At 45.9% G+C, this 18,997-nt stretch carries 10 protein-coding genes; 3 read left to right on the forward strand and 7 right to left on the reverse strand.

Translation table 11 applies throughout. From position 1 onward, the window contains the following. Positions 1–12: 12 nt before the first annotated feature. From LZG72_RS02410 to LZG72_RS02430, 5 genes are all read right to left on the reverse strand, one after another. Positions 13–1,332, reverse strand: coding sequence for an amidohydrolase/deacetylase family metallohydrolase (locus tag LZG72_RS02410; protein WP_233867066.1), 1,320 nt, complete (start codon positions 1,330–1,332; stop codon positions 13–15). Positions 1,333–1,408: 76 nt separating this feature from the next. Beyond that, positions 1,409–4,831 carry a VCBS repeat-containing protein gene (locus tag LZG72_RS02415; RefSeq protein ID WP_233867070.1) on the reverse strand — a complete coding sequence of 1,141 codons (3,423 nt, stop codon included), beginning with the start codon at positions 4,829–4,831 and terminating at the stop codon, positions 1,409–1,411. A gap of 76 nt (positions 4,832–4,907) precedes the next feature. Further along, positions 4,908–6,449, reverse strand: coding sequence for a RagB/SusD family nutrient uptake outer membrane protein (locus tag LZG72_RS02420; protein ID WP_233867073.1), 1,542 nt, complete (start codon positions 6,447–6,449; stop codon positions 4,908–4,910). Positions 6,450–6,473: 24 nt separating this feature from the next. Next, the gene (locus tag LZG72_RS02425; RefSeq protein WP_233867076.1) at positions 6,474–9,617 is read right to left on the reverse strand and encodes a TonB-dependent receptor; all 3,144 of its coding nucleotides are present in this window, start codon (positions 9,615–9,617) and stop codon (positions 6,474–6,476) included. A 331-nt stretch (positions 9,618–9,948) separates the two neighbouring features. Beyond that, positions 9,949–10,995, reverse strand: a complete 1,047-nt coding sequence (locus LZG72_RS02430) for a glycoside hydrolase family 43 protein (protein WP_233867078.1) — start codon at positions 10,993–10,995, stop codon at positions 9,949–9,951. A gap of 278 nt (positions 10,996–11,273) precedes the next feature. On the opposite strand from LZG72_RS02430, the gene LZG72_RS02435 reads away from it, so the two are divergent. After that, a complete protein-coding gene (locus LZG72_RS02435; RefSeq protein WP_233867079.1) occupies positions 11,274–13,382 on the forward strand; it encodes a tetratricopeptide repeat-containing sensor histidine kinase in 2,109 nt (702 codons plus the stop codon). Between the two features lie 76 nt (positions 13,383–13,458). On the opposite strand, the gene LZG72_RS02440 is transcribed toward LZG72_RS02435, so the two are convergent. Continuing rightward, the gene (locus LZG72_RS02440) at positions 13,459–16,509 is read right to left on the reverse strand and encodes a sensor histidine kinase (protein ID WP_233867081.1); all 3,051 of its coding nucleotides are present in this window, start codon (positions 16,507–16,509) and stop codon (positions 13,459–13,461) included. Positions 16,510–16,554: 45 nt separating this feature from the next. Further along, positions 16,555–17,187 (reverse strand): response regulator transcription factor, encoded by a 633-nt coding sequence (locus LZG72_RS02445; protein ID WP_233867083.1) that lies wholly within the window; start codon positions 17,185–17,187, stop codon positions 16,555–16,557. Between the two features lie 314 nt (positions 17,188–17,501). Here LZG72_RS02445 and LZG72_RS02450 point away from each other — a divergent pair, with 314 nt between their 5' ends. Further along, complete coding sequence (locus tag LZG72_RS02450) at positions 17,502–17,915, forward strand: hypothetical protein (RefSeq protein ID WP_233867085.1); 414 nt, start codon at positions 17,502–17,504, stop codon at positions 17,913–17,915. A gap of 94 nt (positions 17,916–18,009) precedes the next feature. Next, positions 18,010–18,867, forward strand: coding sequence for a sugar phosphate isomerase/epimerase (locus tag LZG72_RS02455; protein ID WP_233867087.1), 858 nt, complete (start codon positions 18,010–18,012; stop codon positions 18,865–18,867). The last annotated feature ends 130 nt before the right edge of the window (positions 18,868–18,997 follow it).

Below are 18,997 nucleotides of genomic sequence, written 5' to 3' on the forward strand. Positions count from 1 at the left end.
TTTTTGAATAAATCAGGGACGTGCAGGTTGCGCATTTGCAGGACGCGGACGTGGGGGCAGGATAACAGGATCAACCAGCGCATTTAATGTATAAACAACGCTCCCGCCTTTAATCGTCAATTCCGTTTCAATCCTTTTTTTGCCTTCTATCTTACCATCACGGGCATAAAAACCGAATTTGCCGTCACGCAGGTTCAGTACCGCTACGTCTGCCGGCGAGCCTACGGAAAGGTTTCCAAGCTCTTCTTTTTTAATTTCCTTCGCAGGATTCCAGGTACTTGCGGCGATCACGCTTTTGAAATCCATTCCCATTGCCATAAATAGCGACATAATGTTGTTCATGTCTTTCATCGCGCCGTTCATGCTGCTCGTATGCTGATCGGTACTGATAGAATTGGGGTAAAAACCTTGTTTAATAGCTGGCTTTCCCTGCGCAAAAAGGAAACTTGATCCACCGAATCCGACGTCGAAAATCACCCCTTTTTTCTGTGCCTCGATCACGTAAGGTTTCACTTTGTTCACTTCTGTATCCACGATGGATTCACGTCCACGACCACTGTTATCGCTGTTTCCACCAAAACAATGCGTATAAATGTCTCCCACACGGAATTTTTTCAAATACAGTTCTTCGAGTGATAAAACCGGATTTGCTCCGCCGAAATCCACCATAATGGGGATATTAGCAAGCTTTCCGGCTTCCAGTGCGCGATCCGTTGGTGTCCAGTCGTGACCGTTGAAATGCGCCAGTTTTACCCCCACGATGTCGTTTGGATATTTCTTTGCCATTTCCGCCGTTTTCACAGCATCCATTTCGTCCAGGCTATTTTCGAAATTTCCACCCGCCATTCCTTCGCCGACAATGTTCAGCATGGCTAGTACGCGGGTTTTAGAAAGATCGATCGTTTGTTTTTTGAAGGTCTCAAAGGTTTTCCACCCCGAGCTGCCCGCGTCCACCACCGTCGTCACGCCCGACCGGAATGTAAAACCATCTGCCTGAAGTCCATTTGGCCCATTACGGTATGTTCCTTTCAGATCCGTGCCCCAGAAATAATGCACGTGAATGTCGATGATGCCGGGGGTCACGTAAAGACCTTTGGCGTCTACTACCTGAACTGCCAGGTTTTTGTCGATGTTTTTGGCTACCAAAGCAATTTTCCCATCCGTGCCTCCCGGAGTTCCTTCGATGGCCACGTCCATGATGGCGTCAACGTTATTTTTCGGGTCAATGACATGCCCACCTTTAATCACAATGCTGTATTTTTTTTCTTGCGACCAGGCCGTTTGACAGATCACTAAGAGAAAGAGAAAAGGTAGAAAAATGCGAATTCTCATAATTCTGTATGGGTTTATTGGTAAAAGTGTTTCAATTTATTTTTAATACCACATACTTGGACAGAATTTTACACATTTATTTCCCTTTGAGGGCGAGTTCAGACTTTTTAGAGTTTAATCGATTGAATTTTACACCCATGGAATGGATGGCGGTCAACAGAATCGTTTCGTTTTTCGAGTTGCGGACCAGTGCACTTCCGCGTGCATCTCCCTGGATTAACAATCCACTTTTCTGAGGCGTTTGTGGCAAAAAGTTACCTTTTCCGTTTCCAAGCAACAGTAGCCCTACCGACGCGTCCTGCCTGCCCATATTCACTTCATTCGGAAAAAAATTTCCAGTCAGGACCACGTCTGGATTGTCGTCTGCATTTACGTCCGTGACGACAATACCAAAAACCGGGGCAAACTGTGCTTCAACAGGTAATGCGGAGATTCTAAATTCCTCATTCCCCAGATTTTCAACATAGGCACTCTGCAGATAGGTAGCCTGGGCAGTGTAGGCGTCTTTTTTCTCGTCCGGGGTCAGAAGCTCGTCGAAAGTAGCTTTGGCGTAATCAATGTAATGCGGGTATTTACGGCGGAACTGGATCACCTGCTGGTTCAGGGCGTCGCGGGGGACGCTGGGGTAGGAGGTACCTTGTATGAAATAGCCCATTAACGGGTCAAATGTTCCGTCGCCATTAAAATCCTTCGCGATCATTTTGGCTGGCTCCGTTTGCGAGGCGCGGTAGTAAGTATTAACGCCCTCGTTTCCAGCTATGAAATCAATGTCTCCATCCCGGTCGAAATCGCCCGCCGCCAGGCTGTTCCACCATCCGGAATAAGGTGCAAAGCTATTTTTTGCAGTTTCTGTTTCCTGGAATTTCCCTTTTTTATTCTGAAATATCCGCAAAGGCATCCATTCTCCTGCTATAACCAGATCTTCGAGTCCGTCGCGATCCGTATCGGCCCATAATGCGGAGCAAACCATTCCGGCAGTCAAAAGTTGCGGGCAATAGGCTTCGGTAACATCCGCAAACTGTATTTTGCCAGCTTTGGAATCGTTCCGTAAAAGGTAACTGCGCGCGGGAAGTGGGTATTTGCCGGGAACCATCCGTCCGCCTATGAAAAGATCGGCATCGCCGTCTTTATCAAAATCGCTGGAAACGACGCAGGATCCGCTCACGGAAATGGAGGGTAAAGCTTCGGCAGACGACCTTGTAAAGTTTCCACGTCCATCATTCACATACAGCTGGACTTCGTAAAAAGTATGATCCGTCTCCGGCTTCTCATTTCCGCCATTCACGACGATCAAATCCTGATCTTTATCTCCATCCGCATCGAAAAATGTGGCAGAAATGTTCTCGTGCAATGAATCCTGTGCAATCACGCGTTTCGTGAACATGCCCGAAGCTTGTTGAAAATAAATGCATGGCTTACCCTTTTTGTAACTGGCGCCTACAAAGAAATCGTCCAGCCCATCCTGATTGGCGTCGCCAACTGCGATCGGAAATCCACTTTTCGAGAGCATTTTATGCAACGCCGCGGTTTGTTTGAAATCGATAAACGTTGACTTTTGATGCTGGTAATCCAGTTTTACCTCATTTGTTACGTCAGTGAAGTAAGGCTCGGCTTTGTGTTCTTCAGGTGTTTGCAGAGAGTTTCCTGCGTTTTTTTGTTCGACAACCAATTGCTGATTCGCTTTTACATTGTAAAGCTTTTGCGACATTCCGCCCGGCCATATAACCTTCATACTATCAATCACTTGCGAGCTGCCGAGGCCAAAATGAATGCCTGTGCCGACCGAAGATAAAAAGCCGCGGGCCACGTACATTTCGGCGTATTGCGTTTGTTTTTCATGCCAAATAGTAACTGTGCTTCCAATTCCCGCCAGGTTTCCTTTTTTTCCTTTAAGAGATATCGAAATGAAGTTGGCAGCCGCTTTTTCCCTGCTTTTATTTTGGTAGATAAATGCTTCTGAATCAATGTTATTTACCACCAGATCCAGATCGCCGTCACCATCCAGATCGGCATATGCGGCTCCATTTGAATAAGAAAGTTCGTCCAGTCCCCAGTTGGTCGACGTGTTTTCGAAAGTGAGGTTTCCCGCATTTTTGTAGGCATAGTTGGCGATTTTAACCTCAGGTACTTTTTGGATCAGTTCCAATGCATTTTGCTGCTTAAAATTATTGGTACCAAAATTCGAAAAGTCTTCTTTGAACTGGATGAAATCCCGGTCGGTCACATCGCGGCGATACCCGTTTGTGATAAAAATATCTTTCAAACCGTCATTATCGTAATCTGCGATCAGCGGCGCCCAGCTCCAGTCTGTCTTGGAAATGCCGGCAACCAGTCCGATTTCAGAAAATAGGGGAAATGTGTTTTTGGCAGATAAAGTGCCGAGGTTGAGTTGGAGCGTATTTCGCATGTACTGCAACTGGTAGCCATACTGCTCCGAAATACTCATTTCTTTCCGGTCGTAATCTTGTCCGGCGAGCATTTTCTTCTGTCGGAGATTGTCTTCCGGCAGCATATCCAGCTGGAAAATGTCGGGATAGGTATCGTTATTAATATCCGCAATATCCAGGCCCATTCCGAAAAGGCTGGTGTGGGCCGTCGATTTCTTGATCACATTTTCAAAAGTAGGATTTGAGTTACCAGAATTAAGGTAAAGAATATCACTGCTGATGAAGTCGTTGGAACAATAAATATCCGGGTAACCGTCTTTATTTAAATCACTTATAGCAAGTCCGAGACCCAGCCCCTCGAATTTCACACCCGCTTCCCGGGAGATATTGCGGTATTGAGGAATGCCATTTTCGCCCACTCCGTCATTAAGATAAAACCGGCCGGTACTCGGGTAAGACCCGTCGTTGTAGGTTTGTCGGATAAAATTGGGATTTTGAAGATCAGGCGCAGTGTTCATCAGATAGGCATCCAGGTCTCCGTCCAGATCTGCATCGAAAAAAGCGGTTTGCGTGGTGAATGCATTGTCATTCAATCCATACGCTTTTGCCTGATCCTTGAACACCGGAATGCCGTCCTGATTATTTCCCTGATTTATAAAAAGCAGATTTTCAGAATCGGGCATTTTAATGTGTTTCGCCACACTCACATAGATATCAAGTAATCCATCCTGATTGATATCGACCATGGAAATACCGGTGCACCAGCGCCTGGTGATCAGTCCCGCTTTTTCTGTTACATCTTTAAATTCCCATTTATTGGAAAGCGTATCAATTTTGCTGAGATACAATTTACAGCTTACCTGGTTGCCGCCGAGGAAAACATCGGGCTTTCCGTCACCATTCAAATCGCCAATTCCCACGCCCCCGCCATTATAAAAATTCGTGAATGTGAACGGGTTAATGGAGTCGTTTGGTGTGAGTTTATTTACGAAACGGACATTTGTTTCATCCGAATTGTGACTGGTAAACAGCGTTTCTCTCTTGTTTTTACAAGAAATAAAAAAACTGGTCAACACCGTCGGGAGCAAAAAAATGAAAAGGGCTTTTTTCATGAAAAGCGATTATACTACAAATGACACCAGTGATGAGCCGGTGCCATTCGTATGATTTTCAGTAAGGTAAAGAGTATTAATATCCGGGATTCTGGTCGGTCGGTTCAATTTTCGCATTGTTATCGACTTCCTGCTGCGGAATTGGCAATAACTCATGTTTGTTGGCCTGGAAATATGCCAGAGGCTCAACTTTCAGTTTGGCCAGTTTCCTCCATCTCACGATGTCCCGGTTGCGGATCTGCTCGCCATTCAATTCGATCCGGCGTTCGTGCATGATCGCCGCAAATACCTGATCTTTGGTCGTAACCGGGAATTTGGCAGTCGGGTAGGCGGGCATGCTCACACTTTTCCGGGCGCGGATCATGTTCAGATAGGTAACGGCCTGAGCAATGTTGCCCAGTTCATTTTCAACTTCCGCCAGTGCAAGAATGGTCTCTGCGAAACGCATGATGCGCTGATTGATCCCGCCAGTCAAAAACGACTCGTTCATTTTATACATGAGCGAATATTTCTGCCAGCTCACTTTCTGGGTTACTCCGTCCACAACAGATGCATTACCGTTTTGCTGGCCATCGGTTAAAGTACTGGCGCCATTATTGTATTTTTCACCGGTAAAATAAAATGAATCAAGATAACGCGGATCTGTTTTCGCATCGCCTTTTGTGGTTTTTTCGAATTCACTCAAAAGACTGTTTGACGGGATTACGTTTCGCCAGCCAATTGCAGAATATTCCTGCGTACGTACTGTTTCAGTGCCGGCAGTGGCCCCATTTCCATCGCCATCCCAGTTGTATACCCCACCAGCCGGGAAAAAGTTGACCTCGAAAATAGACTCTTTGTTGAACTCGGTTTCTTCCAGGAAGTTGTCATTGTAATTGTCAACCAGCGCGTAAACTTTCGAATCGTAGATTTTTAGCAGCTCCGTTTTTGCGCTCTGATAATTGCCTTGTTGCAGGTAAACCCGCGCCAGCAACATCTGAGCGGCACCTTTTGTTGCACGACCCTGGTTTCCGGCGTCATAGGTGGCTGGAAGTGCATTCTGGATTTCCTGAAGTTCAGCCGTAATGTAGGCATAAACCTCTGCGTCGGTCGATCTTGGCAAGCTGCCATCCACGGTCAGTACGTAATTTTTATAAAGCGGCACACCGCCCCACATGCTCACCAGCTCATAATAGGCATATGCTCTCAGAAACCGTGCTTCGGCGAGTAAACGCGCCTTATCGGCTGCATTCAGATCTGTTACTTTTTCCGAATTGTCCACAACGGAATTGGCCCGGTGAATCAGCCGGTAATACGCCAGCCACACCGTACCCAGTACCGAGTTTCCGGTGTCATGTGTTCCGAGCAAAAGCTGGTTTCGGGGCGTTTCCAGTTGACCGCCGCCGGCAGCCATGTCGTCGCTGCGCAGGTCGTGCAGGAAAAACCACTCCCTCGCAACAAGGTTATTGGCTTTCAGCATCGAGTAAACGCTGGTAACACCGCTGGTAAGTTCAGCTCCGTTTTTGTAATATCCATCGACGGTCACGCCGTTTGGGTTCGTTTTATCCAGGATGTCGTCTTTGCAGGAAAGGACAAGACCTAGTATAAAAACGCAGGTTAATATCAGATTTCTTTTCATGTCAATGCTTTTTTCAGTCGATGATTAAAAACCAAAACTCAATCCTACCTGCAATGTTCTTGGCTGCGGGTACATTCCGTAATCGATGCCATTGATCAACTGGGTCCCGGTAGCAGTAGACGAACCGTTCACGCCAATTTCCGGGTCAAGACCTGAATACTTGGTTAATGTCAGCAGGTTGGAGGCGGACACGTACACTCTTGCTCTGGTGATCGTGTTCTTGGTCAATGTTGACAATCCTTTTGCAGGAATGGTATAACCGATGCTCAAATTTTTGATACGCATATACGAGCCGTTTTCGATAAAGCGATCGCTGGTGCGGCTGTTGTTGTTCGGGTCTCCGCTGATTGCGCGTGGCACGTCAGTATCGGTATTGGACGGTGTCCAGGCATCGAGTACGTCGGTGCCTGCATTGAACAACCGGAGCATTCCCTGCTCGATGACTTTGGTACCATTGTAAATCTTGTTACCCTGAACTCCCTGCAGATAAACTGTGAAATCGAAGCCTTTGTAACTTCCCCCGAAATTACCGCCGTAGCTGAATTTTGGAATGAAACTGCCGAGATACTGGCGGTCACTCGCATCAATTTTACCATCACCATTTAAGTCTTTGAAACGAATGTCGCCGGGTGCCGCGGCAGGCTGGTATTTGGTCTGGTCGTCACCGTCCAATGCATTGTATTTTTCAACTTCTGCCGCGTTCTGGAAAATGCCATCCACTTTCCATCCGAAGAATGATTGGATGGGATGACCAGCTTCTGTTTTTGTAATGTCAAATCCTCCGAAGTCATCATTTTTTCCCGAGAAAAGCGCGGCGCTTTCGGTAGCCAGACTCACTACTTTATTTCGTGTAATGTCCAGGTTTACAGATGCATTCCATTTGAAATCGCCGTCATTTTTGTTGTAGCCCAATTGAAACTCGTACCCCCAGTTTTTCATCTTGCCAATGTTCGATAATGGAGACGATGAATAGCCCAGTGAGTTCGGAATAGGTACTTCCAGCAAAAGTCCGTCCGTATTGCGGTTGTAACGTTCCGCGGTGAATGTAATGCTGTTGTTGAACAATGCGAGATCAAGACCCAGGTTGGTCATTTCTGTGCTTTCCCATTTCAGCTGCGTATTGCCGAGAGAACTGAAATAAGATCCCAAAAGCTTGTTAGCTCCAAACACATAATTGGAATTATCCGCTGAAACCAGCGATTGCCAGGCATAACTTCCGATTCCGTTAAAACCGGTTTGTCCGTAACTGGCCCTGATTTTAAGCTCGGAGATGGCTGGTACCGATTTGAGAAATTCTTCCTCGCTGATCCGCCAGCCGAGAGATAAGGAAGGAAAAGTGCCCCATTTGTTTCCGGGAGCAAACCGGGAAGATCCGTCGCGGCGAATGGAGCCGCTCAAAAGGTATTTTCCGCTAAACTCGTAGTTCAAACGCCCCACATAGGAAATAAGCGTGCTTTCGTCGAGTGAGCTGGTGGCATTCGGGTTGGAGACACCCTGCATTTGATCAATGTCATTGTTCGGCCTGTAACCGGAGCCATTTAATGTATTGGAGCGGAAGCTTTGCTTGTCGATGATCGCCGTTACATTCAATTGGTGTTTTCCAAAGGTTTTGTCGAATGTAAGCTGGTTCGTAACAACCGGTGAATAAAAGCTGGTACGTCCGTTTCGTATTTCAAACTGGGACCTGGACTTGTATCCGTCGTTATAAATGGGAAATTGTTCGTTGCTCAATGCGGAAACGACATCTGCGCCAAAACTGAATCGGTATCTCAAGAAGCTTGTAAGATTCACCTCAGCGAAAATGGATCCCAGTAGTTTAATCTTCTGATTTCGTGTAATATCCATTTCAGCAATGCGTAGTGGATTGTCCGGGTCGCTGCCGTCGGCTGCGGTCGGCGAGCTGTAACCTCCCAGTTTGGTTGGGTCAGTCACCGGCCAGTACGGCAGGTTTCGGATCGCCTGCATCACGAGCGTGCGGCCGCCGCCAAAACCTTGTTCACCGCGACTTTTATCGTAAGAGAAAGTCAGTGTCTGGCCTATTTTAAGGAATTTGGCTACCTGATGATCGGAGTTGACACGGAAATTGGCACGTTTGTAATTAGTCCCGACCAGAATACCTTCCTGATCAAAATACCCCGCGGACGTAAAGAACCGGGAAACACTGTTCCCGCCGCTCACCGAAAGTTGGTGTTGCTGGATCGGCGCATTTCTAAACAGCACATCCTGCCAGTCGGTATGCGTTTGCGCAAACGTCTGGGTTGCTCCCTCGTAAATGGGCTTGTTGAGATCAGAGAGTCTGCCTGGCATCGCAATTCCGGCATTGCCCAGTAAGGCCGTCGAATATTGAATGTATTGATCCGTGTTCAGCAGATCCAGTTTTTTCCATGCCGATTGTGTGCCAAAGTAGGTATCGACATTGACATGCAATTTTCCGTCACTGGATCCTTTTTTGGTTGTAATGATGATTACGCCGTTCGACGCCCGCGATCCATAAATGGCTGCTGAGCTGGCATCTTTCAACACTTCCAGCGATTCTATGTCTTTCGGATCGAGGTTATTGAGGTCCCCGGCCGGAATTCCGTCAATCACATATAACGGTCCGGACGCATAATTGATCGAACCGATGCCCCGTATACGTACGATCGGAGTTTGCCCCGGGCTACCGTTATTAACCACCCGGACACCTGGAACGCGACCTTGCAAAGCCTGCTCGGCGCTGACCACCGGAAGTGCGGTAAGTTCTTTTGGGGTAACAGAAGAAACCGCGCCGGTGAGCGAGGATTTTTTCTGCGAACCATAACCGATCACGACCATTTCTTCGAGCGCCTGATTTTCAGTAAGCAGTTGAATGTCAATGCGGGTTTTGGTCCCCACGGTAACTTCCTGTTTTCCATATCCTATAAAACTGAAAACGAGGATACTGTTTTCGGAAGGTACATTGAGAGAAAAATCACCTTTTGTATCGGTGGTTGTCCCGATGCTGGATCCTTTTAATGTAACATTCACTCCCGGCAATGCCTCGCCGTTCTCAGCAGTTACCCTGCCTGAAACTTGTTGATCAGCGCCAGGCGCAGCCAGTGCGTAACCTCCTGAAAAGCAGGAGAGTGTTAGCAAAAGCAGCCATGCGTTGACTTTTCTGAAATAATTACCTGGTACACGGTTTTTCATAGGTTGTCGAATAAACGTTAAATGGACACTTATTTTTTAAGCGGTAAAAAACTGCGAAGCCGCAATACAGCTTCGTAAACGAACACAACCATCTGAAAGGGTGAATAGCATCTGCCTGTCAATGAAATGAGGCAGAACGGACCGATCCGGACGGATTACTTGACCTAAACTATAACTGAACCAAAGGTGAAATATTTTTGATAAAATGTCAACACCACACTTAAAAAAAATAGCACTTTTTTTTGAAAAAAATACACTGCTGGGATTTCAGCTCAAAATAAAGATGGGTTAGATCCTATTTTTGTGCAGAATCGATGTGTTTTGAACACGATCAAGGTGTGATCGTTTGAATGGAACCATCCGCATTTCGCATTAACTCCCGCACTTTTACATTACGAAGATGCGTTTTTCCCGAAAGCTCGGCGTCGTGATAGAAAATGTACCATTTCCCTTTGAATTCAACGATGGAATGATGCGTCGTCCAGCCTGTTACCGGTTTCATAATCACGCCTTTATAAGTAAATGGACCATAAGGTGAATCGCTGACCGCGTAGCACAGGAAATGCGTATCGCCCGTCGAATAGGAGAAGTAGTACTGATCTTTGAATTTATGCATCCAGGCACCTTCAAAAAACCGGCGGTCGACATCCCCTGCAAGTATTGCATTTCCTTTTTCGTCTATAAGCTTCACATCTTTCGGTGATTCTGAAAAAGTAAGCATATCATCGCTCATGCGCGCGACTTTGGCACTCAATGCAGGTTCAGTTTCATGACCCTTTCCGAGATCGGTCATCAACGATTTGTTGTAAGTTCCTGTATGCCAGCGTTGGAGCTGACCACCCCATATGCCGCCAAAGTACATGTACGACTTGCCGTCAGTGTCGGTAAAGACGGCCGGATCGATGCTGTAACTATTGGGTATCGGGGCCGGCTGTGGTTTGAACGGACCGGCAGGGTTCTTACTGGTTGCCACACCTATCCGGAAAACATCGCTTTTGTCTTTAACCGGAAAATACAGATAATAGGTACCGTTTTTGAATGCTGCATCTGGTGCCCAAAGCTGCCGTCCGGCCCAGGGAATGTCTTTAAGATCCAGCGCAACACCGTGATCAGTGACCTTTCCACCAATAACATCCATGGATAGAATGTGGTAGTCTCTCATGTTGAAATGTCCGCCTTCGTCATCTTGCGGCACATTGGCTTCGATATCATGCGACGGGTAAATGTAAATTTTACCGTCAAAAACATGCGCAGACGGATCTGCGGTGTAGATGTTCGTCACCAATGGTTTTATTTTACCGGAAGGTGCCTGACAAAATCCTGTAACAGGTACTAAGGCCAGTAAAGAGCCAGCCATAACCAGTTTTGTAGTAGACATAATGGGAGCGTTTTTGTTCTGAAATTATAATTGTACAAATAACACTTAATTATTTCAGATAATGTTCATATTTCATGAATTTATACTAAAAAACGTTTTATGTCCGGGATCTGTCCAAGTGCTTTATACTAAAAGTACACGTATGATTACCCGTTTTGGGGCTTTGATGAGTGAGATCTGGGTCTTTTTTATATCTTACGGAATAAAATTCAACATTCGTTTCTCTCCTTCTTAAGCATGCAACTACGTTACTTCATAGCTAAATACGGATCCCGCCGATGAGAAATTGCTTTCTCGTAGCGATGTTGCTCTGCGCTGTCCCAGAGACTGCTACCGCCCAGGTTATCCCGGACCTGACAAAATACAAGACCATTAATACCAAGCTGGAGGCGCTCGCGGATTTGTGCGACACGCTCAGCGACCGGGAAGATTATGAACGGGAGAGGCAAGTGGCTACATATGCGCTCTCCATCACGCCCGCCAGCGATTTCAATCACCTTTCGCTGTTTCATTTTTATCTGGGTGTTGTCACTGAATATCAGGGAAGCGGCGCTGCAGACAGTAGTTTTTACTACTACGAAAAAGCCCTGGCCATCGCCAGAAAAGGCAAAGTGCCGGTACGGATTCGTGAGGCACTGGCCCGGCTGCTGTTTAAGTATTCCAATGCGGCCGGATATGCCAGTAAAAGTGATGCCGCGTTGAAGGAAATTCTGCGGATTGTGGACACAACCAAGTCGGAGGGGGCTAAAGTCGCTTTATATGCGACTATCGCTAATTATTATTCCATAAAAGGTGAGTATGAAACGGAGATAAAATACCTGCTGCAATCCATTGCGGTGAAGAAAAAGCTGATCGAAACCGGTGAGCTCAAAGACCGGGAGCAGGCGGTGACCGCATTGATCAATCTGGCTGAACTATATCTCGCATTGAACCAGCCTGAAAAAGGGATTTCCTATGCTCAGGAGGCACGCAGGTACATCGTGAGCAGCAAGTCGTTTTTGTCGCATTATTTTAAAGACATGACGGATCTCTATTTAAGTATGGAGCAGCCTGAAAAAGCAAAAGTGTATTATGATAGTGTCGCAGGTCTCATTAAACCTGACAACAAGCTGGCGGGGATCCGCATTAATAAGATAGCGCTCGATCTTGGCTTCGCGGATTATTATTTACAAAGGAAAAAACCGGACATTGCTCAGGTACACATGGCACGGGCCAATGAACTGGCTGCTAAATGGGCGGATAACTATATGATGACGCAGGTTAAGTACATGACCGGCGAGGTTTATTTTGCTCAGAAGGATTTCAAAAAAGCATTGCCGTATCTCAAAGCCTCCGAGTCATTTTGTGAAACCTGGGACCGGCAATTGTACGTGGAGCTGCTTAAAACACTCGCGCGCTGCTATGCGGAAACGGGACAGCCGCAGCTGGCTTACGCATATTATGAAAAGTATATTCCTGTGCGTGATTCGTTGTACCTCGAAGGATCGAAAAAGAGCATTGCAGATGCCGAGGCTCAGTACCAGAATAAAGATAAACAACAACAGATCGAGATTAAGAACCTGCAGATCGACGAAGCCAGAAAGCAGCGGATCTGGCTTACCTCCGGGGTTTCGTTCCTTGCATTATCGCTCGTTTTACTTGGAATTATTTACAGGAATAAAAGGAAAAACGCGGAAATACTGGATCAGAAAAATCACGAAATGAGTAAGCTGATCGAGGAACTGGAAGCCGCAAACCGTACGAAGGCCAAGCTTTTCAGCATCATCAGCCACGATCTGCGCTCGCCGATCAGTCAGGTTTATCAATTCCTGAAACTGCAGCAGCTTAACCCGAAACTTCTTAACGAATCCCAGAAGGCCGAGCTGAGTGAAAAAATACAAACGGCTACCGGCTCGCTGCTGGAGACCATGGAGGATTTGTTGCTTTGGTCAAAAACGCAGATCAATCAGTTTAAGGCTGATATTCAGCCTGTGGAGGTAACCCGCATTACGGAACAATGTCTTAAACTACTGCAACTCAACATTGAGGCAAAGCAAATTCAAATTGAAAATGAGATTCCCGAAAAAGCGATGGTCGAAACGGACCCCTACTATCTGCAGGCCATCGTGCGAAATTTACTTCAGAATGCCATTAAAGCCGCTGACGATAACAGCCTGATCACGCTCAGTCTTAATGGGGACGAAAAACATAAAATTTTAGCGATTGAAAATACCGGTCCTGCATTCAGCCAGGAAGCATATCAACACATTTTAGCTCAAAAAGACGGTAATCGGGGGTTAAACGGACTTGGACTAAGACTTGTCGATGAATTGTCAGAAAAGACCGGATTGAAAATTCAATTCGAAAACCCTTCTGAGAATCTTACACGTGCTTTGGTAGTGTTTTGAGGATTTCTTTTCGGTGTATTTGATAAAAATGCATAGTATGGTAGCTTGTTGTTTCAAGAAGTATCAGAAAGAAGGATTACAAATCAGCAGATTGAAAAGTTAGCGTAATGCAGGTACGCTCATTTTTTGGTTGAACGTTGATTTCGATGTGTAACAATACACACAAATCTTTGACAATTACCAGCCCGATCCCTTTTTGGTCAGGATATTGGGAGGCGCGAAGCCAGTCTTCATACGATTTGTAGCTTTTGTTCAGCCAGTTCCGTAGTTCATCGGGCATTCCGCCGCCATTATCCTCAATTGTTAACTGTTTTTTGCCATTTTCCTCAGAAGTGTAAATCAGGATTTCCGACCGGCTCACTTTCGATGCATTGTCGACAAGATTGTGGATTATGACGGACAGGAGGTTGCGGTCGCTATGAACCACAAAATCACGAGTTAACAAATTTTTAATCGCGATATCTTTAAATGTGGCGACGGGAGAAAACAGCTCACAGATTTCGGACACCAGCTCAAATAGCGTTATAGCGCTCGTATCCGTTCTTGAATCCGGATTTTTGTTTTGCAGCTTGATGTAATCGAGCATGTTTTTGGTAAGCGTGCCCAGCCTCTGCGAAGTATTCAGCGATTCCTCGCTCATACGGGTAATGAGCGGGTTGCCGATTTTTTCCTTTTTTAAATAGGAATTAATTTGTTTCAGTGAAAAACCAATGTAATGCAAAGGTGTCTGAATGTCGTGGTTTACCGCAGCGATGACCTGGCTGATCACGCGGTAATGCCGCAAAAGATTGTTTTCACGCTCTTTTTTCATCAGATATCCCGTCCGCCATTTCACAGCAATAAAAAAAGACCCGATGAGAATGGCAGCGATCAGTAACCGGAACCACCAGCTCTCAAACCACGCGGGTTCAATGCGCAAAGTCAGTTCCTTGAACGTGTAATCATTTGTCTTGAAACCATTTACTTTTCGGATAACCAGTTTGTAATTACCATACGGAATTTTTGAAATGGAAATCACTTGATCGTCATTGACCGGGATCCATTTCCTTGTCCTGCCTTCCTCCGCCAGTGAATACTGCATCTGAATGTTATTCGAGTTCCCGAAATAAGGTGTCGCGATGTTGAGGCGGATTAATTCAAAATCACGCGGAACTTCGAGTGTATCGGTGGCTTTGGTGGGTCTGCCGTCAATATGTAACGAGCTAACGAACAGTCCTTTATCCGGTAGTTCGGGATGGATCTTGGCTGGGGAGAACCACACCAGTCCGTCCATAGACGGCAGAGAAACCGTTCCGTCTCTTAATGTCACCGAGCAAGGTTTGCAACCGCCATTAAACTCATTGGTACCGAAACCGTAGCTCCGGTCATAGTACAGATAGTAAACCAGATTGCGGCTGTTTCGGGAATAGTCGAGTAATTGTCTCTTTGAAACCTGAAACAATCCGCGGTTTGTCGTGATCCAGAAAAAACCGTTTTTATCTTCCGTAATGCAATGCGAGGTGGCTAGGAAACGGTCCGCATCCAGCGGAAACCGGGTGAGTTTTTGTTTATTCAAAAGGAAAAAACCATGGCCGTATGTCGTGATCCAGGTTCCTTGGACGGTTGTATAAAAGCTCCGGATCTTCATGTTTTCGAAGAATTTGAGCTTTAAAAGATTGTTGGTTTTTATATTATATCGATAAAGTCCGGCATCGGTCCCGAGCAACATTGTTTCGGCTGACTCCTGACCGATAATGGAGATTCCGCCGATCTTTGCTTTTTTCGATAATACCACCCGATACTTTTCCCCGCTCTGTTCCAGATGGTAAAGTGAATTGTGCTCACATCCGATCCAGAGTCTTCCATTCCTGTCCACAAAAAGCGATTTCATCGGTTCAGGTAACTGCTGCCGGATCAGGATCTTTTGGTCTGTTTTACGCATTTTGAATAGCTGAAAACCAATTCCAAACCAGAAAGTACCGTCTTTGTTGTCCGCTATCGAATACTTATAGCTGAAATTTTCCATAAAAGCGGAGGTCCGTCGGGCGGTGACTTCACCATCTGTGTTCAATCCCAGCATGTAGCCCTGCGCGGTCAGTACCGATCGTCCCGCATTGGGTATTTGTGCATAATACACATTGTCCGCATCGGGCTCGTCCAATCTCAGGGATTGAAACTCATTTTTCCTGATAACAAACAGACCTTTGCTCGCGCTTCCCAAAAACAGGTGGCCGTTTGCTGCATTGTGATGTATGGCAACGATCTGTAAATCAACAAAATCAAAGTCATTTAAAAGTAGCGTGGTTGTCAGGTGGCCGGGTGTGGATTCGGTTAATGCGTACAGGTGTTTTTCGAGGTATACAAATGCTTGCTGGGAAATGTTGTTCCAAAACAGCCGTATGTTGTCACTGCCGCGGACGTTTTGCGGGTTGTTCTGAATGTCACCTTCCAATTCTAAATTCCGGATTCCGTCTGAACGGATTTGTAAAAAAGTACCGGAGCTATCGATGGCAAATGGTTTATTATCAATGAGAAACAAATGCCTGATATGGCCTGAAACGCTGAAAACTGGTTTTTCCCGATTGTAAGAAGTGATCTTATTTCCGCTCCACATGTAGAACCTTTCGGCAGATACGAAAGCAAAATACGGCTCAGCCGCCGGGCTCAGCAGATTTTGAGAAGGCAGGGCGGGTAACAGACTGTTGGTCCTGGCCGGTCCGGTCAATAATGGATTGGTCTTTTGGTACTGATTGTAAAAGGCGGTATCAACCGCAGCAATTGCCGTTTTCTGAATTCCCAAATATTCGTCCGTTTCCGTTAATGCATAAAATTCGTACGGCCGGCTGGCGGCATGGTTGCTGACGGCGGGAACAAATCCGCGTATCCGGTTACTGTGCAATGGAAGCCTGGACTGATCGAATGTTAAAAACCGTTGACCGTCGAAACGGACAAGTCCTGCTTCGGTGGCGAACCACACGAAGCCATTTTTATCTCCCACGATCGCTTTTACGCTGTTTTGGGGAAGACCGTTTTCATCCGTAAAATGCCTGACACGGTATGCGGACGGCCACGATTCCTGGGCAGCTACCGGAATAACGGATAGAAGTAAAAAACACCATTTGAAATACCCTAGTGCTGTAAATCTCATCCTGTCATCACAAAAGAACCCGATTAGTACTTGTTGTTCAGTAAGTTATCCGTTTAATCCAAAATACGTGGTCAGCTCGATTATGTTAGTTACACCCAGCTTTTCGAAAATACGGGATTTGTAACTGCTAACCGACGAGGAAGAAAGGTGAATGTGCTGACTAATGGCTTTGGTGGACAAGCCTTTTGCCAGCAGCTTGGCAACTTCCAGTTCTTTTTCCGAGAGCTTTTCCGAGACGGAATCCGGGTTGCTTTTTGTATTGAACAATTGTCCGAATGCAGCTTTCATTACCTCCGGGCTTGCATAGATCCGGCCGCTCAACACCTGATCGATCGCCAGCTTAAAGTCTTCATTGATAGCCGTTTTTGAAATGTATCCGTTAGCCCCGGCTTTTAGAAAAGGAAGTGCATATAGCTGCTCGTCGTAGCTGGAACAAACCAGTATCGGGATTTTTGGCTGCTTCATCCGCACCGAATGGACCATACCTGTCTTGTCGCCGCCTGGGAGGTTGATATCCATAATGAGCAAGTCGAATTTCTGTTTATCCAGGTGGGCCAGCGTCTTGTTGAAATCCGTGGTGCCAGTGACGATCGCATCGGGAAAATGCTCCATGAGCAGGTATTGGATACCCGTTAGGACCAGCGGGTGATCCTCAGCAATGATGATCTGAATACTCATTTTACTTACGGAAGCTGATAACGGTACGTTGAATAATTAATAACAATAATAGGAAAATTCGATGATAGAAGAACTTCGCAGTGCATTAAATTTATTTTGGAAACAATTCACATTCTTCAATATACATATCAATTTATTCTGATGTCGGGTACTGATATACGTAATACTTTTACGTATTCAAAAGGGCTTGTAGAAGAATTTATTCAAGCCTGATCAGAATGTATTAAAACGTTGAGTAAGCAATCAGCTCCCGGCATTGCCGGGAGCCATGATTACAGCTCGCCAGACGACTTTTTCACTGAATTGACTGCATAATGAGAATTGCCTTGGTAGACCGGCATCCGATTTTTCGCACAGGGATCCGTGTATTACTCCAAAACCATTTGAGTGATCTTACCATACGTGAAACGAGTTGTTTGAACTCACTCGGAAACGAAACACAATCTTCACAGTTCGATATCATCATCATCGGACTTTCGGAGGAGCAGCCGGATATCGACCCGGGCGAATTAGTAAACCATATGCTCGAAAATCCTGGCGCAAGATTTATTCTCTATGATAGTCTTTCCCAGCACGAATTGGCATTCTCGCTTTTTCGCATCGGTGTGAGAGGGTATCTCACAAAAAAAACCTGCCCGTCCGATCTGCTTAAATGCATTGAATCGGTAGCGCGCGGTGAAACTTATTTTTGCGATGGAAGCCGCCAGCATAGCGTGAGCGATCTTTGATGAACGTCAGGGGAACTCGTTCAGAAGATCGTCTTGATCGTACAAAAGATTCCTGAATGTATATCGCGCAACGAAGAGCCAAATCAATTCAAAAATGAGAGTTCAACATCTGTTTTCAACGATCCTGATTCTGCTGGCAAGCCAGAATCTGTTTGCACAAAAAGGCAAGCCTCTTTTTCCTCAAATGCCTGGAATGGTTTCCTACACCTACCGATCCAGTTTTTCCAAAGACCCAGCTGCGACATTAGATACACTCAAAGCATTAGGTATCAAGGATATGGAATTTTCCAGTTTGTTTGGTAAAACGGCTGCTGATCTCAAAAAGCTGCTAGACGAACGCGGGATGCATTGCTCGTCTTTCGGGGTAAGTTATGATGATGCATTAAACAAAACACAGCAAGTGGGAGAGAATGCAAAAACGCTGGGGGCTAAATTTGTGCGGGTTGCCTGGGTTCCTCACAAAGGTCCTTTTACACTGGAAACCGCGGATAAAACGATTGCCGATTTTAACACGATCGGGAAAAAACTGAAAGACGAAATTGGGTTGACTTTTTGTTATCACAACCATGGCTACGAGTTCGAAAAGCATGAAGACGGCACTTTAATGGACTATATCATTAAGAAGACGGATCCTGCATATGTCAGTTTTGAGCTGGATCTGCTCTGGGCATTTTTCCCGGGAGGTAACCCGGCCGGATTGCTTGAAAAATATCCGAAACGTTTCAAGCTGATGCATATGAAAGACCTTCGCAAAGGTGTGGAAGGAAACTTGTCGGGAGGAACGCCGGTAACAAACGACGTCGCATTGGGAACGGGTCAGCTGGATATTCCGGGAATCCTGAAAGCGGCTAAAAAGTCGGCGATCGAGCATTATTACATTGAAGATGAAAGTCCAAGCTATGCGGTACAAGTGCCGCAAACGATGGCTTATCTTAAAAGCCTGAGAAATTAGAAACTGGTTCAGAGTTATTAAAATGCATGTAAGGCCCGATGAATCGGGCCTTTTTTCGTTTACAGATACAAGGGGTGTTGACGAACGGCAACAGATATGCGATTTGATGTGTTGGAACAATTTTTAAAGG

Source organism: Dyadobacter sp. CY323 (assembly GCF_021390245.1).
GTDB lineage: Bacteria > Bacteroidota > Bacteroidia > Cytophagales > Spirosomataceae > Dyadobacter.